This is a genomic window from Streptosporangium sp. NPDC051022, from assembly GCF_040683035.1.
Classification (GTDB): domain Bacteria; phylum Actinomycetota; class Actinomycetes; order Streptosporangiales; family Streptosporangiaceae; genus Streptosporangium.
This window is the reverse complement of sequence record NZ_JBFBCF010000017.1, coordinates 170,214-192,240: the sequence shown is the minus strand read 5'-3', so window position 1 is coordinate 192,240 and position 22,027 is coordinate 170,214. Positions and strand designations below refer to the sequence as shown.

At 70.8% G+C, this 22,027-nt stretch carries 18 protein-coding genes; 12 read left to right on the top strand and 6 right to left on the bottom strand.

The window, feature by feature from the left end:
* Positions 1-1,188 (bottom strand): MFS transporter, encoded by a 1,188-nt coding sequence (locus AB0N02_RS26470; RefSeq protein ID WP_363951656.1) that lies wholly within the window; start codon positions 1,186-1,188, stop codon positions 1-3.
* A complete protein-coding gene (locus tag AB0N02_RS26465) occupies positions 1,185-1,769 on the bottom strand; it encodes a helix-turn-helix domain-containing protein (RefSeq protein ID WP_363951654.1) in 585 nt (194 codons plus the stop codon). Before AB0N02_RS26465 ends, AB0N02_RS26470 begins: the two co-directional genes overlap by 4 nt.
* Before the next feature lie 296 nt (positions 1,770-2,065).
* Here AB0N02_RS26465 and AB0N02_RS26460 point away from each other — a divergent pair, with 296 nt between their 5' ends.
* Positions 2,066-2,653 carry a hypothetical protein gene (locus AB0N02_RS26460; protein WP_363951651.1) on the top strand — a complete coding sequence of 196 codons (588 nt, stop codon included), beginning with the start codon at positions 2,066-2,068 and terminating at the stop codon, positions 2,651-2,653.
* Between the two features lie 302 nt (positions 2,654-2,955).
* On the opposite strand, the gene AB0N02_RS26455 is transcribed toward AB0N02_RS26460, so the two are convergent.
* The gene (locus tag AB0N02_RS26455) at positions 2,956-3,501 is read right to left on the bottom strand and encodes a PadR family transcriptional regulator (protein ID WP_363951648.1); all 546 of its coding nucleotides are present in this window, start codon (positions 3,499-3,501) and stop codon (positions 2,956-2,958) included.
* Positions 3,502-4,426: 925 nt separating this feature from the next.
* Between AB0N02_RS26455 and AB0N02_RS26450 the strand changes: the two genes are divergently transcribed.
* The 3 genes from AB0N02_RS26450 to AB0N02_RS26440 are packed head-to-tail and all read left to right on the top strand — an operon-like array spanning position 4,427 to position 9,655.
* Positions 4,427-5,389, top strand: coding sequence for a DUF559 domain-containing protein (locus tag AB0N02_RS26450; RefSeq protein ID WP_363951646.1), 963 nt, complete (start codon positions 4,427-4,429; stop codon positions 5,387-5,389).
* 55 nt (positions 5,390-5,444) lie between these two features.
* Positions 5,445-6,152 carry a hypothetical protein gene (locus tag AB0N02_RS26445; protein WP_363951643.1) on the top strand — a complete coding sequence of 236 codons (708 nt, stop codon included), beginning with the start codon at positions 5,445-5,447 and terminating at the stop codon, positions 6,150-6,152.
* Positions 6,149-9,655 (top strand): DUF87 domain-containing protein, encoded by a 3,507-nt coding sequence (locus tag AB0N02_RS26440; protein ID WP_363951641.1) that lies wholly within the window; start codon positions 6,149-6,151, stop codon positions 9,653-9,655. Before AB0N02_RS26445 ends, AB0N02_RS26440 begins: the two co-directional genes overlap by 4 nt.
* A gap of 52 nt (positions 9,656-9,707) precedes the next feature.
* On the opposite strand, the gene AB0N02_RS26435 is transcribed toward AB0N02_RS26440, so the two are convergent.
* Both AB0N02_RS26435 and AB0N02_RS26430 read right to left on the bottom strand, forming a co-directional pair.
* Positions 9,708-10,793, bottom strand: a complete 1,086-nt coding sequence (locus AB0N02_RS26435) for an acyl-CoA dehydrogenase family protein (RefSeq protein WP_363951638.1) — start codon at positions 10,791-10,793, stop codon at positions 9,708-9,710.
* Complete coding sequence (locus AB0N02_RS26430) at positions 10,790-11,443, bottom strand: DUF4242 domain-containing protein (protein WP_363951635.1); 654 nt, start codon at positions 11,441-11,443, stop codon at positions 10,790-10,792. Before AB0N02_RS26430 ends, AB0N02_RS26435 begins: the two co-directional genes overlap by 4 nt.
* 159 nt (positions 11,444-11,602) lie before the next feature.
* On the opposite strand from AB0N02_RS26430, the gene AB0N02_RS26425 reads away from it, so the two are divergent.
* The 3 genes from AB0N02_RS26425 to AB0N02_RS26415 all read left to right on the top strand — a co-directional run bounded on the left by AB0N02_RS26425 (position 11,603) and on the right by AB0N02_RS26415 (position 15,315).
* Positions 11,603-12,163, top strand: a complete 561-nt coding sequence (locus tag AB0N02_RS26425) for a TetR family transcriptional regulator (RefSeq protein ID WP_363951632.1) — start codon at positions 11,603-11,605, stop codon at positions 12,161-12,163.
* A 165-nt stretch (positions 12,164-12,328) separates the two neighbouring features.
* A complete protein-coding gene (locus AB0N02_RS26420; protein WP_363951629.1) occupies positions 12,329-14,488 on the top strand; it encodes an ABC transporter substrate-binding protein in 2,160 nt (719 codons plus the stop codon).
* An 83-nt stretch (positions 14,489-14,571) separates the two neighbouring features.
* Positions 14,572-15,315: an ABC transporter permease subunit gene (locus AB0N02_RS26415; protein WP_363951626.1), complete on the top strand. Its 744-nt coding sequence runs from the start codon at positions 14,572-14,574 to the stop codon at positions 15,313-15,315.
* Positions 15,316-15,411: 96 nt separating this feature from the next.
* On the opposite strand, the gene AB0N02_RS26410 is transcribed toward AB0N02_RS26415, so the two are convergent.
* A complete protein-coding gene (locus AB0N02_RS26410; RefSeq protein ID WP_363951623.1) occupies positions 15,412-17,577 on the bottom strand; it encodes an ATP-dependent RecD-like DNA helicase in 2,166 nt (721 codons plus the stop codon).
* A 240-nt stretch (positions 17,578-17,817) separates the two neighbouring features.
* Between AB0N02_RS26410 and AB0N02_RS26405 the strand changes: the two genes are divergently transcribed.
* The 5 genes from AB0N02_RS26405 to AB0N02_RS26385 all read left to right on the top strand — a co-directional run bounded on the left by AB0N02_RS26405 (position 17,818) and on the right by AB0N02_RS26385 (position 22,024).
* Positions 17,818-18,645, top strand: a complete 828-nt coding sequence (locus tag AB0N02_RS26405; RefSeq protein WP_363951620.1) for an amino acid ABC transporter permease — start codon at positions 17,818-17,820, stop codon at positions 18,643-18,645.
* Positions 18,642-19,403, top strand: a complete 762-nt coding sequence (locus AB0N02_RS26400) for an amino acid ABC transporter ATP-binding protein (RefSeq protein WP_363951618.1) — start codon at positions 18,642-18,644, stop codon at positions 19,401-19,403. Before AB0N02_RS26405 ends, AB0N02_RS26400 begins: the two co-directional genes overlap by 4 nt.
* Before the next feature lie 139 nt (positions 19,404-19,542).
* Positions 19,543-20,454 (top strand): ABC transporter substrate-binding protein, encoded by a 912-nt coding sequence (locus AB0N02_RS26395; protein ID WP_363951616.1) that lies wholly within the window; start codon positions 19,543-19,545, stop codon positions 20,452-20,454.
* A gap of 50 nt (positions 20,455-20,504) precedes the next feature.
* Positions 20,505-21,392 (top strand): AraC family transcriptional regulator, encoded by an 888-nt coding sequence (locus tag AB0N02_RS26390; protein ID WP_363951614.1) that lies wholly within the window; start codon positions 20,505-20,507, stop codon positions 21,390-21,392.
* Positions 21,393-21,526: 134 nt separating this feature from the next.
* A complete protein-coding gene (locus AB0N02_RS26385; RefSeq protein ID WP_363951612.1) occupies positions 21,527-22,024 on the top strand; it encodes a helix-turn-helix domain-containing protein in 498 nt (165 codons plus the stop codon).
* The last annotated feature ends 3 nt before the right edge of the window (positions 22,025-22,027 follow it).

Below are 22,027 nucleotides of genomic sequence, written 5' to 3'. Positions count from 1 at the left end.
CTAGACGGTCGTGAGCTGTGGGGACCTGCGCAGCAGTACGGTGCCGGAGAGCATGAGGACCCCGCAGCACACGGCCAGCAGGATCCGGTAGTCGACCGCCGCGATGAGCGCGGCGCCGAGAGCGATGGAGAGCGTCTGCGGGCCGACCGTGAACAGGTCGGCCGCGGCGGCGACCCTGCCGAGGATCTGCTGTGGCGTGGACCGCTGCCACGCCGTCGTGTAGCCCACCACGAGCCACGGCACGCCGCAGCCGATCAGGGCGAAACCCGCGATCACCACGGGCAGGCTCGGGACCGCCAGCAGCGCGGTGCCCGCGGCGCCCAGCAGGAGGCCGGCGCCGACCGTCCTGGCTTCGCCGTACCGGCGGATCATCGCGGCGACCGTCAGCCCGCCGCAGATCCCTCCCGCGCCCTGGATCGACATGAGGACCCCGAAGAACGAGGGAGGCTGTCGCAGGCCGAACTCGATGACGGCGAAGTCGACGGTGTCCAGCAGCCCGATCACCGCGAAACTGGCGGCGACGGCCACCGTGGTGAAGGCGACGAGTGGGGTGCGCGCGATCTGCGCGGCGCCCGCCGTGATCTCCCGCAGGAACGGCTCGCGCGTCTGGGGCGGGGTGGGGGCGCTTTCCCGGACGCGGAGTCCGGCGAGCACCACGACCGCGACGGCGAAGGTGAGCGCGTCGAGCGCGGCGAGCATGTGGCCGCCGACCGCGGTGTAGAGGGCGGCGCCGGCCAGCGGGCTGAGCAGCCGCGTCCCCTCGCCGATCGTGCGTATCGCGGCGTTCGCGCCCGCGAGGTCCTCACCGGGGAGGATCTCTTTGATCAGCCCGATCTGGGCGGGGCGCAGAAGGATGAAGGAGAGGCCGTATCCGAAGGCGACCGTGTAGATGATCCACAGATCGGCCTCGGAACGCACCCCGAACAGGGCCAGCACTCCGAGGCCGGCGACGGTGTTGACCGCGATGAGCAGCGGTCTGCGGCGTAATCGGTCGACGATGTGCCCGGCGAAGGGGGCGAGGAGCACCGGCAGGGACAGGCAGAGGAAGACGGCTCCGGCCGCGGAGTTCTCGCCTGTCAGGTCCTTGGCCCAGATGCCCAGCGAGAGGTAGAGGGCGCTGTCTCCGAAGGAGCTGAGCGACTGCCCGACCAGGAGCCTGCGGAACCGGGAGTCGGAGAGCGCGCTCACCGCGGGGTCTCCTGACTGTCGGACGCATCGGGATAGTGCTCCGCGCTGCCGGCCATGAGCAGCCGTACGGGCCGCGCGCCCTCCGGCCTGAGCTCGGCCTTCTCCACCCGGTCGAGATAGCCCATGACCACCGATCGCAGAAGCTCACGGAACTCCGACAGCTCCGAGGAGGTCATCCACAGCGTGGCGCCCAGGAGCAGGCTCGCGCTCTGCCACTCCTCCGGCTCGGACTCCATCCGGCGCCGCCAGGCGCGCAGGCGTGCGAACTCCTTCTCCAGGAACACCTCGGTGAGCGCGTTGCCCATCGGGGTGTTCTCCGCGACGGTGTCGATGGACTGGACGGGCCTGGCCAGCCGCCAGGGCTTCTCCCTGGTGTTGGAGGGAGCCCGTTCGATGAACCCGTACTCGGCGAGGGTGCGGAGGTGGAACGAGCAGCTCGCGACGCTCTCTCCGGTGATCTCCGAGCACCGCGTCGCGGTGGCCGTTCCGACCACTCCCAGGGCCTCAAGCAGCGCCAGCCGGATGGGGTGTGCCAGGGCGCGCAATGCGCGAGGATCGGTGATGGTGGGGTGCTCGTCCATGGCGCCATTATGATGAGACAAGAAATCTTTCGCAAGGATCCTTTAGGATGCTGCGGCAGATGACGGAATGTCACCGAACCTTTCGTTCGAGTGAGGTGGCATGGCGGGCCTGCCCAGGCAGAGGCCCCTTTCCCCCTCGGGAAAACGGGATCGTTCCCGGCTTGCTCCCTTCGGGAGCGGAACCCTCCAGGCCCGCTGGTCGGGCGTCACATGGGCGACATCCTGAACCATTCGCCCCCGGCGTACGTCTCATCTCCGTGAAGAGAATCCTGACAGTCTGCACCCTCGCCGGCGTCATGGTGAGTGTCACGTCCCCCGTCTTCGCGGCCGCGCCCTCCGGCGCGATCCCCAGGGGGTTCCTGCTGTACGAGAAGGTGGCCGAACAGAAAGCCACCACCGCGGCCAAGTGGTCGATCAACCAGAGCAGAGACGCCAAATTCACGGTGAACCCCTGCCAGAACGCGTCGCTGGCGCTCCAGGGCCGGATCGCGGCCCGCACGATCAGCTATCTCTCCTTCAACTTCCAGAAGTGGGAGCAGGTGATCCTCTACTCCTCGGCGAAGGCGGCCGAACAGGCCCTGGCCGAGGTGCGCAGGGCGCTGCCCGTCTGTCCTCCGTTCAGGACGTCGCAGACGGCCTACAAGTACTCCGGCACGGCCGTGGCGCTGGGCGACGAGGGGCTGGCCGTCACCGGCCAGCTCTACCAGGGAGGAAAGGCCACGGTGGGCGGTGAGCGGGCGATCCTGGTCCGCAAGGGCAACGCACTGATCGTCTACTCGCAGGCGGGAGAGTCCGGCGCACCGGATAAGGCGGACTTCGCGCAGCAGACGAGGGACGCCAGGAGCATGCTCGCCAAGATCTGCCAGGTGGCGAGGTGCTCATGACCCACGGATCCGTGCCTCGCGGACTCAGGATCCGTGGTCTCGGGTCTGTGGGCCTGGGCCTGGGCCTGGGCCAGCCCGTGAGCCCGTGAGCCCGTGAGCCTGTGAACCCTGTGGTTCATGGACCCACGGTCCGTGAACTCGGAGTTCGTGGCCTCGTGGTCTGTGGATTCGAGCTCAGTGGCTTCGTGGTCCGTGGCCTCGTGACGTACGGGGCCGCGTCGTCGGCGGAATGAGGCCGCCCGCCCCCGGCGCTCTCGCGCCGGGGGATCGCCGCCGTCTCATGTCCGGGAGGCGTCGCGGTTTCATGTCCGGGAGGCGTCGCCGTCGAGCATGGCCAGTGCCTCGTCGGCCCAGGCGATGGCGGCGCGTGCGGAGTGCTCACCGGCCGAGACGGTGATCAGTGAGTAGGACCGCTGTTCCGCCGTGTCCTCGGCCGCTATGGCGGTGTGCAGCGACTCAAGGGTCGCCAGGCGTTGCTCGGCGTCGCACCTGGCCTGCTCCAGCAGGGCGCGGCACGTGTCGGAGCCGAGGAAGCGCCCGAAGAACAGGCGCAACAGCAGGCCGTTCCTGGGCGGAGTCCGCTGGACCGGTTCCCCGAGCAGTTCCTTGAGACGGGCCTCGCCGTCGGCCGTGATGGCGAACGTCGAGGACCCGGAACGGGTGCCGTGCTGACGCCGGACCAGCCCCTGCCGCTCCAACTCGGCCAGCGCGGGATAGATCTGGCCGACGCTTTCACCCCAGAAGTGCCCCAGCGTGCTGCGGATGGCCTCGTGGACGGCATAGCCGGTCATGGGCTCCAGACTGAGCGCACCCAGTACGGCGATCGTGGTCTGTCGGGTTCTCTTCACCTCTCACCTCATCGCCTTCCTGCCAGTACGTGACCGGAAACCCCCACCAGGCTGAGCGCCGCCCACCGGCACCGATCCGGCGGAGGCCTGCGTCTCCTCGCGCTGCTTTGGGCCATTGGGACGCCGATACGGCGAGTGGTGACGCGGGCCTGGTCGGCGCTGATGCGCCAGTGCGGTGACCGCTTGTCTTCGCCGCGTTCGTGACCGTTCCGGGCGCCGGTACGGCGAGCGGTGGAGCGGGGCGGATCGGCGCCGACGAACGGCGTCCGGCCCGGTGAACGTTCCCGGTCACAGCGCTGGGCGTCACCCGGTGGGCGTTCCCACTCCCGACCTCGGGAAGGTGATCCCGATGGTCTAGGGATGCGCGGTATTCATGATTTAGGGCGTGATCTGATGCTATGACTGACCGGTACTGAACGGAAGTCGAGCGTCACCGTCCCTCTTCGGCATCGGAAGGCACCTCCCGGCATCGGGAAGGCATCTTCCGGCATCGGGAAGGCATCTCCTGACATCGGAAGGCTCGGACACGGTCGCCCCGGCGCTCGCCGACTCCCGCCACGCTCGCCGGTATATGTGAGCCCGCCCCCATCTTCGAGACGAATGTGCCGGACGGCGGAACCACTCGTCGCGACAGGTCGCTGACAGAGCGATAGGCGCGGTTCATGGTGGTGCCTGACCATGGGGGCGATTACGGGGGCTTTTTTCGAAAAACGCATACATCAACCTGTGTGCTCCCCTACCCTCTGCAAGGTCGGACCCCGCACATCAAAGGAACAATGGCGTGGCGCAGTCGTGGGCCGAGTTGCCAACGCGCCGCGTCGTGTGGGTACGGGAAAAGAATTCCGCGACCGCCGAGGTGCCGGCCGACGCGTTACCCGAAGGTTTTCCCGCGATATTCCCCTATACCGCGAGCAGGGGCCGGGCCGTGGGGGAAACGGTCGCCGACATGCTCCACGAGCTGGAAAGGGCCGTCGTCGGTCTCTTCCCCGCCTGGCTCCCCGGTGCCGAGGAGATCGACGGTTCAGGGGGTACGGCCGTGGCCGCCGTACGCGAGCTCGCCAGGCGGGCGGCCTCCGGCCACCGCCACCTCGCGTCCTTCCTCGCCGAACTCGCCGTGCGCTCCCTGACGGGAGCGGCGTTTCGCGACCGCCGGCCGGACGCCGCCGAGGTACGCGCCGAGGGACTGGCCCTGGTGTTCGCTGCGAGTTTCCGCCGTTCTCGGACGGCGCTCCTCGTCCAGGTGCCCGGGGGACTGTCACCGGCCGAGGAGGAGGCGCTGGTGGCGGCCGGTGAATGGCTCGTCCAGCGGGACGGGCTCGGTGTCTGGTTCACCGGTGCCGCGCCGGTCGCCGTCGACCGGATCCGGACGGTCACCGTACGGCCCGCCGTACTCCCCGGGCTGCCCGCGCGGGCCGTACGGCCAGCACATCCCGCACGCCCCTCGCAGACTGCGTATCCCGCACGACCCGCACCACCCGCTCCGTCCCCGGACCCCGAACCTGCCCCATCCCGTCCCGCCGGTTCCCCGGCCACGGCGGGACGCCCGCATCCGGCGAGTCTTGTGGAGTCCGCGCTGGAACGGGCGCTCAGCTCCCAGGTCTGGGCCGAGGGGCGAGCCTGGAACCAGACCTATCAACCGCACCCGCTGGCCAACCCCATCCGGGTGGACCTGCTGTGGCGGACCGAGCGCTGTGTCGTCGAGCTCGACGGCCCCGAGCATCGTCGTCCGGACCGGCTCGCCGAGGACCGGTCACGGGACGCGCGGCTCCGAGAGGACGGGTACGCGGTCCTGCGGTTCAGCAACGAGCGGGTCATGGCCGATATGCCGGCCGTACTCCGGGAGCTGAAGCGGTTTCTCAAAGCCCACCGTGGTACGTACGAAGGATAGAGATATGTCGGAAAAAGGTCTTTCATTCTCTGAGATAACGATTTTGATGATTTTGATGGTTGAAGGGAAGGAGGTTTCCAACCCTGACCTCAAGGAACGCTACGGCGTGACCCTCGACGGGAAGTCGCGCCTGAAGCTGAACGATCTCAAACTCGTCGAGAGCCGGAAGCAGGGCCGCGCGTTCACTCACCTCCTCACCGACGACGGCTGGGTCAGGGTGGCCGAGGAGATCGCTTCCGGCATCCCCATGCCCCGTGGCGCGGCCGGGGCGATGAACCTCGCCCTGGTGACCCTGGTGCGAGGCATCCTGGCGGGGACCGGTCAGTCCCTCGCCGACCTCGTCCTCTCCGCGAGCGTCCCTGCCGATTCTCCGGCCGAGCCCGAAGCCGTTCTCACCGAACCCGACGCGCTCCTCCCCGCCGAGCCCGAAGCCGCACTCCCCGCCGAGTCCGAAGCCGCCCTTCCTGCCGGGACCGGAGACGGGGGAGGTGAAGGTGGCGGGGACGTCACCGAGCGGATCCGCGCCGCCTACGCCGAACTGGCCGCCGAACCCGGTGCCTGGGTCGGTCTGGTACGGCTGCGGCCGCTGCTCGGCGATGTGCCGAGGGCGGAGGTGGACAGGGCGCTCAAGGGAATGAATCGTCTGACGGAGGTGAGCATCGAGCCGGATCACAACCAGAAGCTCCTCACCCCGGAGGCCAGGGCGGCGGCGGTGACCATCGGCGACCAGGATATGCACCTGATCTCGATCGAGGCACGATGAGCGGCCGGGAACTCGAAGTACTGCAGACGCTCCGGTTCAACTGGGCCGAGGGGCCGGAAGACGTGTGGAGTCCCTCGGTCTTCCACGTGGAGGGTCTCAACCGGGCCGTGGAACGCGGCATTCTCGGCGGGCTCGCCGACGTGGCCGCCGGTGGTGCCACCAGCCCGATCGGTCTGGTCCTGCGCGGGTCGAAGGGTACGGGCAAGACCCATCTCCTCGGCTGGATCCGGGAGAGGATCCAGCTGGAGGGCGGCTACTTCTTCCTGGTCGGTCTGCTGGACGCCCGGAGCTACTGGGAGAGCACCCTGATCTCCATGCTCGACGGCCTCTCGCGGGACGGCAGCGAGGGGGAGACTCAGCTCAAGATCCTGCTGCGACGGCTGTCCGAACTGGCCGACATGCCGCGTGGGGTGCAGCGCGAGGTGATCGGGAACCGCTCGGTGACGCGCGAGAGCCTCGACACCTTCGTGGCGGGGGTACGCGGGGTCAACCCCCACGTCGGCCAGGCCGCCAAGGACACCCTGCGTGCGCTCGTGTTGCGCGCCTGCGCCGACTACGCCGTCCAGGACATCGGCTACGGCTTCCTGGCCGGGCTGCCCGAGGAGGAGACCGGCGAGCGCGCGGCCTGGGGGATCCGGCAGCTCCCCAAGACGCCGCAGGAGATCGTCAAGGACCTCTCCCACCTTCTCGCGCTGACCGGGCCGTCCGTCATCGCCGTCGACCAGATCGACGTGCTCATCGCACATTCTCCGGTCACCGGTGAGAGCGCGGCGGCGCGCGACTGGCACGACCTCATCGTGGTCGACCAGGTGGCGAGCGGGCTGATGGCGCTGCGCGAGGTCACCCGCAGGACCCTGACGATCGTCTCCTGTTTCCCGCAGACCTGGACCCTCATCGAGGAGTTCGCCACCTCCAGCGCGCGTGACCGGTTCCGGCCGATGCCCAGTCTCAAACCGCTCCCTGACGCCGAGGCCGCCCGTGCCCTGATCGAGAAGCGGTTCGCCACCCGGTTCGCCGAGTCAGGTTTCGAGCCGCCCTACCCGACCTGGCCGGTACGGCCGACGGCGTTCGAGGGCGCGGACGAGTACACCCCCCGGCAGTTCCTGATCAAGATCGACACGCACATCGGGGCCTGCCTGGACCACGAGGAGGTACGGGAGCTGGAGCGCCTCGACCAGGAGGCGGGCTCACACCAGCCGCGTGTCCGCGAGGACTCCGACCTCACGAGCATCGACGCCCGTTTCGCCGAGCTCAGGCAGCAGGCGCAGGTGGCCGACGCCCTGAACGCCGCCGTCGAGGACACCGTGATGCCCGCGCTGCTGGCGGCGGGGCTGTCGGCCTGGATCGACGGGCTCGGCGAGGGCGGGCGCCGGTTCGGCGTCGACCCGTCACCCAGCAGTAAGCCTCCGCTCCACGCCCGTCTGCGGCTCACCCTGAACGAGGAGACCGAGGACGAGGCGCACTGGGCGTTCCGCGCCATCGCCGCCACGCATCCGATCGCCGCGCTGAGCCGCCTGCGTGCCGCCTCCGTGACGGCCGGACTGAACGCCGAGGTTTCCCGGCGGCGGCTGTTCGTGCTGCGCAACGAACCCTGGTCGAAGGGGCCGCGCACGGTCGCGGCCGTCGCCGCGTTCGAGGAGGCGGGCGGCCGGGTGCTGGAGGTGAACGAGGAGGATCTCAAGGTCCTGGCCGCGCTGCGGCAGCTGTACGCGGACAACCCGCCGAACCTGCGGGCCTGGCTCGCCACGCGGCGACCGGCGGAGCACGTCACGCTGCTGAGCGAAGCCCTCGGCGACGCAGCCACCTACACCGCTCCCACGCCCGCCGATTCCACACACACGGCCCCCGCATCCACCGCTTCCGCGTCCGTCGACTCCACGCCCACCGTTCCCGCTCCCACCGATTCCACGTCCACGGCTCCCGCTCCCGCCGTTCCCACTCCTGCCGGCCCCGTGTCCGCCAGGCCCGTGGTCGCCGATTCCACGTCCGACGAGTCCACGACCCCCGCATCCACCGTCGGCCGGTCCGTGATCGCCACCCCGGTGCATGCCACCTTCGTGCCCGTCGGTACCGTTCCGACCGCCTCCACGATTCCCCACCCCGCGGTCGTCGGCTCCGAATCCACCGCCCCCGTGTCCAGCCGGCCGGTGGCTCCCGAACCGGTCGTCTCCGAGTCCACAGGAACCGGATCCACGGTCACCGAGCCCACAGGCGGGGAGTCCACGGTCAGCGAGCCCCCGGGCATCGGGGCGGCGGTCGCGGAGGTGGCGGGCGGCCTGCCGTACGTCCCCCTCGGTACCGCCGTCTCCGACGGTCGGCCCATCGGGATCGAGCTGGAAGCCCTCAGGAAGCACGCCGTGATCTTCGCGGGGTCCGGGTCGGGCAAGACCGTCCTCATCCGGCGTCTGGTCGAGGAGTGCGCGCTCCAGGGGGTGTCGGCGATCGTGCTCGACCCGAACAACGACCTGGCGCGTCTCGGGGACGGCTGGCCCGAGCCGCCGTCGCACTGGGGGCCCGGTGACAAGGAGAAGGCCGCCGAATACCTGGCCGCCACCGACGTCGTCATCTGGACGCCGCGCCGGGTCGCCGGACGGCCGCTCAGCTTCCAGCCCCTGCCCGACTTCGCCGGTGTCGCCGCCGACGCCGACGAGTTCGGTACGGCGGTCGACACGGCCGTGGCCGCGCTCGTGCCGCGCGCCAAGATCGACTCCAGGACGGCCAAGGCCCAGGTCGGACAGGCCGTACTGCGGGAGGCCGTCGCGCACTACGGGCGTGGGGGCAAGCAGGGCATGACAGGTCTCATCGAGTTGCTGGCCGCGCTGCCGGAGGGCGTGAGCAGGCTCGCCAACGCCGAGCGGATCGCCGCCGACCTGGCGCAGACCCTGAAGGCGGCGATGGTCAACGACCCGCTGTTCGCCGGTGCGGGCGTCCCGGTGGATCCCGGTGTCCTGCTCACCCCGCCGCCGGGCAAGCGGGCGCGGGTCTCGGTGATCAGCTTCATCGGCCTGCCGTCGGACGAGCAGCGCCAGGGCTTCGTCAACCAGCTCCAGATGGCGCTGTTCGCCTGGATCAGGAAGCACCCCGCCGGTGACCGCCCGCTGGGCGGCCTGTTCGTGATGGACGAGGCGCAGACCTTCGCGCCGTCGGGCGCGATGACCCCCTGCACCCAGAGCACGCTGGCGCTGGCGGCCCAGGCCCGGAAGTACGGTCTCGGCCTGGTGTTCGCCACCCAGGCCCCCAAGGGGCTGCACAACTGGATCCCGGGAAACGCGGCGACCCAGTTCTTCGGCCTGCTCAACGCCCCCATCCAGATCGAGGCGGCCAAGGAGATGGCCAGGTCCAAGGATGGCGTGGTCACCGACATCTCCCGGCTGACGACCGGCCAGTTCTATCTGGCCGCCGAGGGGACACCGTTCACCAAGACGCGGGTGCCGCTGTGCCTGACCCACCACCCCAAGGCCCCTCTCACCGCGGAGGAGGTCATCGCCAGGGCGGGCATCTGAGAGGCCGGGGCAGGCGTCCGAGGAGGACGCCCCTCCCGGAACCCGGAGATCGTCATGTCGCCGGGCGTGGGGCGGCCGGGCGGGAGAGTTCCCAGCGCAGCTGGATCTCGCTCGGTGACTGCGCGGGCAGGAAGGCCGCCTCGCGCAGCCGGCGGTTCGTCGGGCTGGACGTGACGTAGCCGAGCCCGCCACGCGCGGTCGCTTCGAGCCGTGTCGCCGCCAAGGTGAGCGCGGCGGCGTCGAAGCGGATCTGGGTGACCACGCGTGGATCCGCCGCCGTGGGCGCCCACTGGGCGTGGCGGGCACGGTCGCGCACATCGGCCAGGCACCCGGTGACCTCTTCGATGTCGGGCAGGAGCACGGAGCCCTCACCGGTCGCGGCGGAGCGGGCCTCGTCGAGGGCCCGGCTCGCCAGCCCGACGCAGAACGCGGTCTGCAACAGCAGGAGCACCGGGCGGGCGCGCCGGACGAACGCGTGCAGATCGTCGGTGACGACGTGCTCGGCTCCGGCCCACGCGCCCGAGAGGGTCACCGATGACGACGCGGTCGCGTCGAGAGCCAGCAGCCGAGGGGACGGGGCGATCGAGACGCCCGGGTCACCGGCGCGCACCACCACGACGACCCGGGCGTCGGTGTCCCCGACCCGGGCGGGCAGCACGATCGCCGCGCCGGGCACGAGGTTGGAGGCCCACCTGATCGGGCCGTCCAGCCGGAAACCGCCGGCCTGCGGGGTGGCGACGACGGGGACGATCCGCATGCCCGCGGCCTCCTGAAGTGCCGCGGCCATCGCGGTCGAGCCGACCTCCGTGCCCGCGACGAGGTCGTCGCGTAACCGTCCGAGGACCGTGTCCTGTCCGGTCTCGCCGAGGTACTCGATCACCATCCGGTGCGCCCAGAACGAGAAGGCCGAGCTCAGGCACTCGGTGGCGATCAGCTCGATCAGTTGCGCGACGTCGGTGACGCCCGCGCTCCCAGGTGCGGAGTCCAGGCCGAGCAGACCTCTTTCTCCGAGGTGGCGCAGAGTGTCCCGCAGGTCCGTCTCGCCGCGGTCGGTCGCGTCGGCCCGTCCCGCGACGTACTCGCGGAGATCGGGCAGATGCCGGTGCCAGGATGGCGGGGCGGTCGCCGTCCCGTTCACCGCGCCGTCCCCCGGTCCGCCGCCGTCCCCTGGTCCGTCGTCCCCTGGTCCGCAGTCGTTCCCCGGTCCGCGGCCTCCTGCTCCGCCGCTTCCCGGCCGGATCCGCGCTCCTGTCCGAGCCCGTGGTCGAGGCCGAAGAGCCTGCTCACCGGGGTGGAGACGGCCTCGCGGGCACGCAGTACGGCGGATTCGTCCGGACCGTCGTAGAAGCACAGGCACTTGGCGGTGTCCTCGCGCACGTAGGTGCGCAGGAAACTCACCTCGGGGACCTGCGCGTACAGCGGCGCGCGGGCTTTCTTGCGCGCGAGGTAGTCGTCCATGCCGAGGTCCTCGGGAATGTCCCATTCGACGAGGTAGTCTGCGGCGCCCCTGGCGCGCACGACGTCCTCGAGTGCGGCGCCGACGAGCCGGACCTCGTCCGGTCCCGTGACCGCCGCGACGCCCGGCAGCCGCGACGCGTCCAGCCGCAGGTCCGCGCACGAGTCGGCCTGGACGACGACGTACACCCGCGACAGGTCCCCCGTCACCTGTGACTCGATCAGCTCACCGCCCGCCCCGGCGGCCTGCCGGGAGACCTCGGCGATCGCGGCCTCGACCGTCGGCCGGTCAGCGGCTTCAACGCCCAACTCGATGAGGTACAGCGCCATCATGCCTCCTTTGGAACGGACGCACCCGGTTCTGGCGCGATGGTGGGAACCACGGTGGCTGTCCCATAATTCTCTAGTAGACAGATCGGTATATCGGGAAAAGCATACGCCATGCTTTGCCGGACACAACCCCGCCCCGGGCGTGGGGCGTAAACTGCCGTGGTGACCGCCCTCTCGTCTCCCAAACCCGCCGAACGCCTGCTGGAGACCGCGGGCAGGTTGTTTCCGATCCGGGGCATCCGGGCGGTGGGGATCGACCAGATCATCGCGGAGGCCGGGGTCGCGAAGGCGAGCCTGTACCAGGCGTTCGGTTCGAAGGACGCCCTTGTCGTGGCCTACCTCGAACGGCAGGACGCGGCTGACCGCGCCGTCTACCGGGCGGCGGTGACGGGGCTCACCGACCCGGCGGGGAGGGTGCTCCTCTCCTTCGACCTGGCCATGGCCGCGGCGCGGCGGCGTTCCTATCGCGGTTGCCTGTTCCTCAACGCGGCGACCGAGTTCCCCGATCCCGGCCATCCGGTCGCGGAGGCCGTCGAGGCCCACCGCGCCTGGATGCGCGCCCGGTGGGCCGAGGCGCTCGCCGGCCGGGGTGTCGAGAGGGCGGCTCTGGTCGAGCGGGTCCAGGTTCTCTACGACGGGGGAGTCGCCGGGGCGAAGGCCGCGCGCTCGACGGCGCCGATCGCGCTGGGGCGCGAGATGGCGCGCGAGCTGCTGGCCGGGTGAAGTCCACGGCGGGCATCTTCATGTAAAACCGATCTGTCTGATAGGTTTTCAGGGCGGGTGCTTCTCGTACCGTGCGCCCGTCGCCGCGTCCTGCCCTCGTGGCCGCCGCGGCGCTGAACACGGCCGTCGCGCCCACCGGCCAGGCCCCCCTCCAGGGACAGTCACATGCCGCAGCACGCCACCCCACCGCCGCACACCACCCCACCGGCCGTCGTCTCGCCGTACGTCGCCGAACTCTCCGCCGTCGGCGTCCGCTACGGCCGGCACGAGGTCCTCACCGGCATCGACCTCGCTCTGGAAGCGGGTGAGTTCCTCGCCCTCGTCGGCTCGTCCGGAGCCGGCAAGTCAACGCTCCTGCGGGTCCTGTCCGGGCTCCAGGCCCCGACCTCGGGTACCGTACGCCGTCCCGAGGACGAGGGGGGTGCGACCCGTTCGGTCTTCCAGGCGCCGCATCTGCTGCCGTGGCGGACGGTCGCGCGCAACGTACGGCTCGGCCTGGAGTACCGTGCCAACGGCGGACGCCGGGGCGGCGACAAGACCGCCGCCGACCGCCGGGTGAGTGAGGTCCTCGCCGAACTGGGCATCGCCGACCTGGCACATCGCTATCCGTCGCAGCTCTCGGGCGGGCAGGCCCAGCGGGTCGCGGTCGCGCGGGCCGTGGTCGCCGGGCCCTCGCTGCTGCTTCTCGACGAGCCCTTCGGCGCGCTCGACCCCCTCACCCGGGCCGATCTTCAGGACTGGCTGCGGGCCGTCCACGAGCGGCTGGGGCTCTCGACCGTCCTGGTGACCCACGACCTGGACGAGGCGCTGCTTCTCGGCGACCGGATCGGGTTGCTGCGCGCCGGTCCCCACCCGCTCGACGTGGTGCCCTCTCCGGTGAAGCGGCGCGAGGAACTCGCCGACGGATCGGCCAGGCGCGACCTTCTGTCGCACTTCACCTCCCGCGCCGAACGGTCCGAACCGGGCGGCCCCGACGCCGGCGCCACGAGGTCCGGAGCCCCGCCCGGCGTGCCCGGTTCCGGTTCCGGTGCCGCGGCGTCCGGAGTCGTGTCCGGGGTGTCCGGTGCCGTGCCGTCCGGTGACACGGGCGGCGGGGGTGCCGCCCCGGGCGCGGTACCGGTCGGAGCCTCCGGCGCCACCCGCAGGGAGGCGCTGGTCGTCGCGGGCTCGCTCGCCCTGCTTTCCGCTCCCGCCGTCGGATCCGCACTGACCTCCGGCGGCCGGGCGGGTGCCGCAGGTACGGCGGGCGCGGCCCCCCTCCAAGGGGAGCCCGCGACCCTGCGCGTCGGCTACCTGCCCATCACCGACGCCGCCCCGCTGCTGCTGGCTCACGACTCCGGCCAGTTCGCCAGACGCGGCCTCACCACCCCGACCCCGATCCTCTACCGGGGCTGGGCTCCGCTCGTCGAGGCGTTCCAGGGAGGAAACGTCGACATCGTCCATCTTCTGATGCCGCTCGCGATCCAGCTGCGCTACGACGCCAAGGTGCCGGTGAAGGTGCTCGCCTGGAACCACACGAACGGCTCGGCGCTGACCGTCGCCCACGAGGTCGGTTCGGTCGAGGACCTGGCCGGCACGAACGTGGCGATCCCCGCCTGGTTCTCCGTGCACAACGTGGTCCTGCAGAAACTCCTGCGCGGGGCCGGCGTCACCCCGGTCGTCGACACCGCGCCGAGCGCGGCCTCCCGTACGGTCCAGCTGGTCGTGATCCCCCCGGCGGACATGCCCGTCGCACTCAAGTCGGGATCCATCTCCGGATACATCGTCGCTGAGCCGTTCTGCGCCGTGGGAGAGGCCCTCGGAATCGGGAAGATCCTGCGGTTCACCGGCGACGTGTGGAAAGAGCACGCGTGCTGTGTCACGGTCGTGCGCGAGCCGCTGGTACGCGACCGGCCGGACGTGGTCTCGCGCGCCACCGAGGCCGTGGTCGCGGCGCAGCTCGCCATCCGTAACGATCGGGAGGGAGCCGCCCGGCGTCTGTCGGCGGGAGGCTACCTTCCCCAGCCCCTGCCCGCGCTGGAACGGACCCTCGCGGCGCGCCAGGATCCGGCCTATGTCAGATCCGGTGCGGTCCGGCACCCGCGGTGGGGGGCCCACCGCATCGACTTCCAGCCCCATCCCTATCCCGGCTACACCGCCGAACTCGTACGGGCGATGAAGGAGACGATCGTGGACGCGGATGTGAGCTGGCTCGACGCCCTCGATCCCGCAGGGGTGCACGCCGACCTCGTCGCCGTCGGCGTCGCGTCGGCCGCGATCGACGCCGTGGGCGGGCTGGGCGCCTTCGGCGTGACCGGGACCCGCACGGAGGTGGTCGAACCGTGAGCGTCCTCGCGGGATCCGCGGCGCGCCACCGGAGCGGGGAGCCACGACCTACCGTGCCGGACGGGCGGAGCGGGAGGGCGACCGTGACCCGTGTCATGGCGCGTGCGGGGGTGGTGGTCGTGGCCGGTGCGCTGTGGTGGCTGGCCACCCGGTTCGCGTTCGCGGACAACGTGATCCTGTCCCGGATGGGGCCGGACTCGGCGCTCCCGGCGCTGCTCGGGATGCTCGGCGAGCACTCCACTCTCTCGGCGATCACCGTGTCGTTGCGTCGGCTGCTCCTCGGGCTGCTGCTCGCGGCGGCCGCCGGTGTGCCGCTGGGACTCCTGTTCGGCTCCAGGGCACTGGCCGAGTACGCCACCGCCCCGGTGATCCAGTTCCTGCGCATGACGTCCCCGCTGGCGTGGGCGCCGCTGGTGATCGTCCTGCTCGGCTCCGGTGACGCCCCGGTGATCACGCTCATCGCGCTCGCCGCGGTGTGGCCGATCGTGCTCGGAGTCTCCGCGGGAACGCGCGCGCTCGACCCGGGCGCGGCACTGGTCGCGCGCTCACTCGGCGCGACCCGGTGGGAGATCGTCCGCAGCACCGTCCTCCCCGGACTGGCCGGCTCGCTGCGGACGGCGTCCCGGGTGGCTCTCGGCGTCGCCTGGGTGGTGCTCGTGCCGGCGGAGATGTTCGGCGTCTCCAACGGGCTGGGCTATTCGATCCTCAACGCCCGCGACAACCTCGACTACGAGGGGCTGGCCGCCACGATGCTGCTCATCGGGGCGATCGGCTTCCTGCTCGACCGGATCCTCGGCGGAGGACGCCCGGACCACCGCGCACGGTGACGCACCACCCGGACCCCACCACGGAGCTCCGCCACGCGGACCCCTTCGCCCTGCGGACCCCTTCGTCACGGAACCGCTGGCCTGGCCCACCCGCCGTCAGCCCTCCAGGCTCAGGGCGAGCCGGAGGGCCAGGCCGGTGTTCCTGCGGTGGCCGAGCCGGTGCACCGCCAGCTCCAGCGCCTCGCGCTGACCGACGAGGACCACCCATGCCTTCGCCCTGGTGACCAGGGTGTACAGCAGCCGGCGGCGCAGCATCACCCCTCCGGCCTCGGCCACGACCGGCGCCACCACGAAGGGGTACTCGCTGCCCTGGGAGCGGTGCACGCTGATCGCGTAGGCGTGGGTCAGCTCGTCCAGCTCGCCGAAGCCGTACCGCACGCTCTCCCCGTCGTCGGTGCGGACCTCGACCAGCCGGTCCTGCGTGTTCACCGCGGTGACCGTGGCGATCTCCCCGTTGAAGACGCCCTTGTCGTAGTTGTTGCGGATCGGCATGACGCGGTCGCCCACCCGGAAGACCGCAGGCCCCGACCAGTGCTCGTCCGTGCCCTCGCGCGCGGGGTTCAGCCGCTCCTGCAGCATGCGGCCGAGTTCGGCGGTGCCCGTGGCGCCCCTGCGCATCGGGCACAGCACCTGGACCTGGTCGCGGCCGATGTTCTGCTTGCGGGGAATGGCCTCCGTCGCCAGGTGGACCACCCGCTCGGCCACCTGGCCCGGGTCGTCGAGCTCCTCGAACCAGAAACCGCCCCGGCCGGGCAACGCGGGCAGCTCGCCCGCCCTGATCCGGTGGGCGGCCTGGACGATCCCGCTGTCCTGCGCCTGCCGGAAGACGTGGGTCAGCCGGATGCGCGGGATCTCCGGCACGTGGAGCAGGTCGGCCAGCACGCTGCCCGGCCCGATGCTGGGGAGCTGGTCGCCGTCGCCGACCAGCAGCAGGTGACTGCCCGCCGGTACGGCCGCCGCCAGCCGGGTGGCCAGCTGCAGGTCCAGCATCGACGCCTCGTCGACCACGATCAGGTCCGCCTCCGCGGGGGACTGCTGGAACAGCGTGCCCTCCTCCGGCTCCGGCTGCCGGGCGAGCATCCGGTGCACGGTCATGGCGGGCAGACCGGTGAGCTCCGACAGACGTTTGGCGGCCTTGCCCGTCGGCGCGGTCAGGGTCACCGTGCCGCCCATCGCCCGCACGGTCGCCGCGATCACCTTCACCGTGTGGCTCTTGCCGCAGCCCGGACCGCCGGTCAGGACGGACACGGTGCTGGTCAGCACCAGGTTCACAGCCGCCCGCTGGTCCTCGTGCAGTTCCTCGTCCTCGGCGTACGGCCGCAGCGGCAGCGTGGAGGGGGCCTGCCAGAGCCTGGCCAGGTGCGCCGCCAGCGCGACCTCGCGGCCGTGCTGCTCCTTGGCGTACACCACCGGCCGGTCCGGGTCGGCCGGTGACGCCTCGACGACCACCTGGCGCTCGGCGGTCAGCGCGTCGAGTGCCCGGCGGATCAGCTCCTCCTCCTGCTCGACCAGGGCCGCCGCCGCGGCGACGAGCGCGGGCAGCGGCAGGAAGCAGTGCCCGTCGCGGGCCGCGGCCGTCTCCAGCCGGTCGAGGACCGCCGCCTTCATCCGCTGCGGGCTGTGCTCGGGCATCCCCGACCGCAGCGCGATCCGGTCGGCGGTGTGGAAGGCGATCCCTCTGACCTGGCCGATCAGCCGGTACGGATCGGACCGCAGGACCTCGCGCGAGTCGTTTCCGTACACCTGGTAGATCTTGGCGGCGAGCAGCGGGCTGATCCCGAAGCCCTGCAGGACGACCATCAGCGCGGCGACCGCTTTCTGTTCCGCCCACGCCTCGACGATCTGCGCCTGCCGTACGGTGCCGATGTTGACGACCTCTTTGAGACGCTCGGGCTCGGTGTCGATGACCGTGAGCGTCCGCTCGCCGAAGTGGCTGACGATGGCGTGGGCGAGTCGCGGCCCGATGCCGCGGATCAGGCCGGAGCCGAGGTAGAGCGTGATGGCGCGCACGGTGGAGGGGGTCACCCGCTCGCACCGTTTGACCAGCAGGCGGCTGCCGTGGCGCGGGTGCTCGTCCCACTCGCCGGTCAGCCGCAGGGTCTCGCCGGGCTGCACGCCGGCCAGCGCGCGGCCGGAGGCGACGAACCCGCCCAGGCTCTCGGCGCTCACCCGCGCCACGGTGTATTCGTCGTCGCGGACGTAGACCAGCTGCTCGACGGAGGCCTCCACGTCCGCCGGGCCCGGCTGTGCGACCACGGTCACCGTACGCTCCCCGGAAACTCTGCGCGGTACCCCGGAAACTCTGTGGGAACTCTGTGCGGGTACCTCGTCACAGGACACTAGCGGGCGGCTGCGACAGTCCGGGATCCGTCACCGACGGCGCGTCGGCACCCGGCGAACGGGCGGAATGATCAAGTAGGGCGTGGGATCTGTGCCGGGAGATCCCACAAGAGTGCAGCCATCGTCAAGCTTTGGCACCGAGGGCGGTCCTACGGTCGTCGCGTGCTCGACGAACTCTCGAAGATGCCCATCGCACCGCGACGGCGACTGGGTTCGCGCTGGGGGCTCGGCGCGCTGCTGCTGGCGGTGACCGCCCTGCTGCTCTGGACCGTCGTCACCAGTCCCAACCTGGACTGGGAGGTGATCGGATCCTACCTGTTCGCCGAACCCGTTCTCAGCGGGGTCGGCGTGACACTGCTGCTCACCGTCTCCACCCTGCTGCTCGGCCTGCTCATCGGGATGCTGCTGGCCCTGATGAGACAGTCGGGCAACCCGGTGCTCAGCGCGGCCTACGCCGCCTACGTCTGGTTCTTCCGGGGCACGCCGCTGCTGGTGCAGCTGGTCTTCTGGTTCAACCTCGCCCTGCTGTTCCCCAGGATCGGCATCGGGATCCCCGGCACCTCCCTCGGCTGGTACGGCGAGGCCAACACCCTCATCACCCCGTTCGTCGCGGCGCTGTTCGGCCTGGCCCTGCACGAGGCCGCCTACATGGCGGAGATCATCCGGGGCGGTTTCCTGGCGATCCCGCGCGGCCAGGTGGACGCCGCACTCATGATCGGCATGACGCCGGGGCAGGCGTCGAGACGGATCGTCGTGCCGCAGGCCGTACGGGTGATCCTGCCCGCGCTCGGCAACCAGTTCATCCTCATCCTCAAGGGCACCTCGATGGTCTCGGTCATCGGCGGCGGCGACCTGCTGACCCGCGCCCAGCAGATCTACGGCCAGAACTACCAGGTCATCGCCCTGCTTCTGGTCGCCTCCCTGTGGTACCTGGCGCTGGTCAGCCTGGCCTCGATCGGCCAGCACTACCTGGAACGGGGTCTGCGATGAAGGGCGCGGTGAGCGTACGGGGCCTGCGCAAGTCCTACGGCGACACGCCGGTACTGCGCGGCATCGACCTGGACGTCACGCCGGGAGAGGTGGTCTGCTTCCTCGGCCCCTCCGGCGGCGGCAAGAGCACGCTGCTGCGCTGCATCGCGCACCTGGAGACGGTCGACGCGGGGCTGGTCGCCGTCGACGGCGAACTCGTCGGGTACGAGCCGCGCGACGGCAGGCTGGTCGAGTCGTCGCCGAAGCGGCTGGCCATGACCCGCCGCCGGATGGGCATGGTCTTCCAGCAGTTCAACCTGTTCGCGCACCTCAGCGCGCTGGAGAACGTCATGCTCGGCCCGGTGACGGTCCTGCGGCGTGACCGGGAGGCGGTCAGGAAACGGGCGGAGGAACTGCTGGCGCGGGTGGGGCTGGCCGCGCACGCGGACAAGCGTCCCGCGCAGCTGTCCGGCGGCCAGCAGCAGCGGGTGGCGATCGCCCGCGCGCTGGCGATGGACCCGTCGGTGCTGTTGTTCGACGAGCCGACGAGCGCGCTGGACCCGGAGCTGGTCGGCGAGGTCCTCGGGGTCATGCGCGACCTGGCCGGTCAGGGCATGACCATGCTCGTCGTCACGCACGAGGTGGGGTTCGCGCAGGAGGTGGGGGACACCGTGGTGTTCCTCGACGGAGGCGTCATCGAAGAGCAGGGCCCGGCGAAGCAGGTACTGCGTTCGCCCGCGTCGGAGCGCACCGCCGCGTTCCTGGCCCGCGTCCTGTAAGGCCCTTCGGGGCTCTGTACGGCCCTGAGGACACCGCAGTCCTCGGGGCACCGAAGTCTTCGGGGCGTCAAGCCCTCAGGGCGTCGAAGCCCTGAGGACGAGAAGTCCTGAGGGCTCCGTAAAGGCAGCAAGGAGCGACATGTCAGTCATCACTCGTGGTTCCGTCCTGGTCATCGCGGTGGCCGTACTCGCCGGGTGCGGCACCTCGACGCCCGCCGCGTCGCCGTCCGCGGCACCGGCCGCGCCGTCCGCAGGGGCTTCGGAGGCTCCGGCCGCGGGGTCGTCCGCCGCGGCGGACGGCGTGCCCGACCGGATCAGGCAGGCGGGCGTCATCAACGTCGGCACCACCCTGCCGAACCTGCCCTACCTGCTGACCGACGAGGCCAACAACATCACCGGCGGCATCACCCCCGACGTCGGCAAGGCGGTCGCCGCCAAGCTCGGCCTGAAGTACAACATCCAGAACGTGGCCTGGGAGGCGCTGCTGCCGGGTGTCGCGGGCGGGCGGTACGACATGGCGGACGACGGCATCTCCGACACAGTGGAGCGGCAGAAGCTCGGTTACTTCGTCGACTACATGGAGTCCTCGCAGGTCCTGGTGACCAGCAAGGACAAGGCGGCGACGATCAAGTCGCTCGACGACGTCTGCGGCAAGAAGGTCGCGGCGATCCGGGGCACCACCGACGTGCAGGTCGTCAAGGACGCCTCCAAGCAGTGCACCGACGGCGGCAAGCCCGCCGCGCAGGCGGTGGAGTTCCCGACCGCCCAGGACTCCGACCTGGCGCTGCGTTCGGGCCGGGTCGACGTGGAGGTCCTGGTCGCCGAGACCGCCAAGTACGCCATCAGCCAGGGCTCGCCCGTGGCGATCGTGGCCGAGGGCTTCGCGCCGACCTACGTGGGCATGTTCGTCGCCAAGAAGGACAAGGCCCTCGCCGACGCCCTTCTCGTCGCGCTGAAGGAGCTCAAGGCCGACGGCACCCTCGACAAGATCCTGGGAGGGTACGGCCTCAAGCCCATCGACGAGCCCGGAATCAACCTCGCCACGTCTTGAGTGTCTCAAGTCCGGTTTCCGCGTTCGGAGGTGTGAACCAGGTGCTGCCGATGCACGAGATCGAGGTGCCGGTACCGATGGGGCTCTCGCCCTTCGCGGTCGGCACCTTCGACGAGATGGGATCGTGGTCGCGGGCGGCCTTCCCGCACCGCCACGTGTTCTACGAGGTCCTCTACGTGAGCGCGGGAAGCGGCACGCACACGGTCGACTTCAGATCGACTCCCATCCGCCCCGGCACGATGTACTTCATCGCGCCGGGGCAGGTCCACCACTGGAACTACGACGTGCCCATGCAGGGCACCCTGGTCCTGTTCACCGAGGAGTTCCTGCTCTGGCAGGAGGAACCGCCCTTCTTCCACGGGCTCAGCGAACACAACGAGCTGAGCCTGACGGGCGACGACGCGGTCCGGATGACCACGCTGCTCGCGCGGATGTGCGAGGAGTACCGGGGGCGGGGGCCGGGGTTCGCCTCGATGCTCCAGTCGTACCTGCAGATCCTGCTGGTCACCAGCGGGCGGCTGGTGGAGGCGTGCGGCGGCGGCGGACGGGGCACGCGCTCGTCGGTCCTGGCCCGGGCCTTCACCCGGCTGGTCGCCCGGCACGTGGTCGACGTCCGCTCGGTGAGGGCCTACGCCGACCGGCTGGGCGTCACCTCGGGGCATCTGGCCGAGACGGTCAGGGAGGCGACGGGCCGCAGTCCCGGCGAGATCATCCGGGACGCCCTCACCCTGGAGGCCAAGCGGCTGCTCGCCCAGAGCGACCTGTCGATCGCGCAGATCGCCAGGTCGCTGGCGTTCGAGGACGTCTCCTACTTCGGCCGGTTCTTCAAGCGGGAGGCGGGTGTGACACCGGGGCACTTCCGCCGGGAGATCCGGGAAAAGTACCATCCTGGCCAGATTCAGTCCCTGTCTGCTCAGGTCAGTGGCTCCTTAGTGTGAGGGAAACCCTCGCACGGCTCCTTAGCGTGAGGGAAACCCCCGCACCAAGGAGGCCGCATGGCCGGCGCCCACGAACACCTGTCCGTCCGTGACAGGGTCCGCGAGGAACCGCCCAACGGGGAGTACGTCTCCTGATGGACGAGACGGTGTCGGTGACGTACGTCTCCGCCGACGACGTCGAGATGCTGGTGCTCGTACTGCCACGGCACCTGATGGCGGACGCCGCCACCGTGGAGCGTCTGAGGGATGTCGTGCAGGACACCGTCACCGGCATCGTCTCCGCCTCGGCAGGCCCCCGAGACGGTCTCCTGCCCCGCATCCGCGCCTACATCGACGACCACCTGGGCGACCCCGACCTGTCGCCGGAGGCGATCGCCGCGGCGCACCACATCTCCACCCGTTATCTGTACAAACTGTTCGCCCGGCAGGGCACCTCGGTGGCCCGCTGGGTCAGGCAACGCCGCCTGGAACGCTGCCGCCGCGACCTGTCCGACCCCCGGCTCGGCGGCAGGGCCGTCGGCGAGGTCGGCGCCCACTGGGGCTTCTCCGACTCCTCCTACTTCAGCCGGGTCTTCCGGGAGACGTACGGCTGCTCCCCCCGGGCCTACCGCCACGGCCTCAGGGCCTCCTGAACG

Excerpts from the sequence above, each read along its gene's own strand:
- AB0N02_RS26465 (WP_363951654.1), bottom strand. The coding sequence starts at position 1,769 with ATGGACGAGCACCCCACCATCACCGATCCTCGCGCATTGCGCGCCCTG.
- AB0N02_RS26460 (WP_363951651.1), top strand. The coding sequence starts at position 2,066 with ATGGTGAGTGTCACGTCCCCCGTCTTCGCGGCCGCGCCCTCCGGCGCG.
- AB0N02_RS26445 (WP_363951643.1), top strand. The coding sequence starts at position 5,445 with ATGGTTGAAGGGAAGGAGGTTTCCAACCCTGACCTCAAGGAACGCTAC.
- AB0N02_RS26440 (WP_363951641.1), top strand. The coding sequence starts at position 6,149 with ATGAGCGGCCGGGAACTCGAAGTACTGCAGACGCTCCGGTTCAACTGG.
- AB0N02_RS26430 (WP_363951635.1), bottom strand. The coding sequence starts at position 11,443 with ATGATGGCGCTGTACCTCATCGAGTTGGGCGTTGAAGCCGCTGACCGG.
- AB0N02_RS26420 (WP_363951629.1), top strand. The coding sequence starts at position 12,329 with ATGCCGCAGCACGCCACCCCACCGCCGCACACCACCCCACCGGCCGTC.
- AB0N02_RS26400 (WP_363951618.1), top strand. The coding sequence starts at position 18,642 with ATGAAGGGCGCGGTGAGCGTACGGGGCCTGCGCAAGTCCTACGGCGAC.
- AB0N02_RS26395 (WP_363951616.1), top strand. The coding sequence starts at position 19,543 with ATGTCAGTCATCACTCGTGGTTCCGTCCTGGTCATCGCGGTGGCCGTA.
- AB0N02_RS26390 (WP_363951614.1), top strand. The coding sequence starts at position 20,505 with ATGCACGAGATCGAGGTGCCGGTACCGATGGGGCTCTCGCCCTTCGCG.
- AB0N02_RS26385 (WP_363951612.1), top strand. The coding sequence starts at position 21,527 with ATGGACGAGACGGTGTCGGTGACGTACGTCTCCGCCGACGACGTCGAG.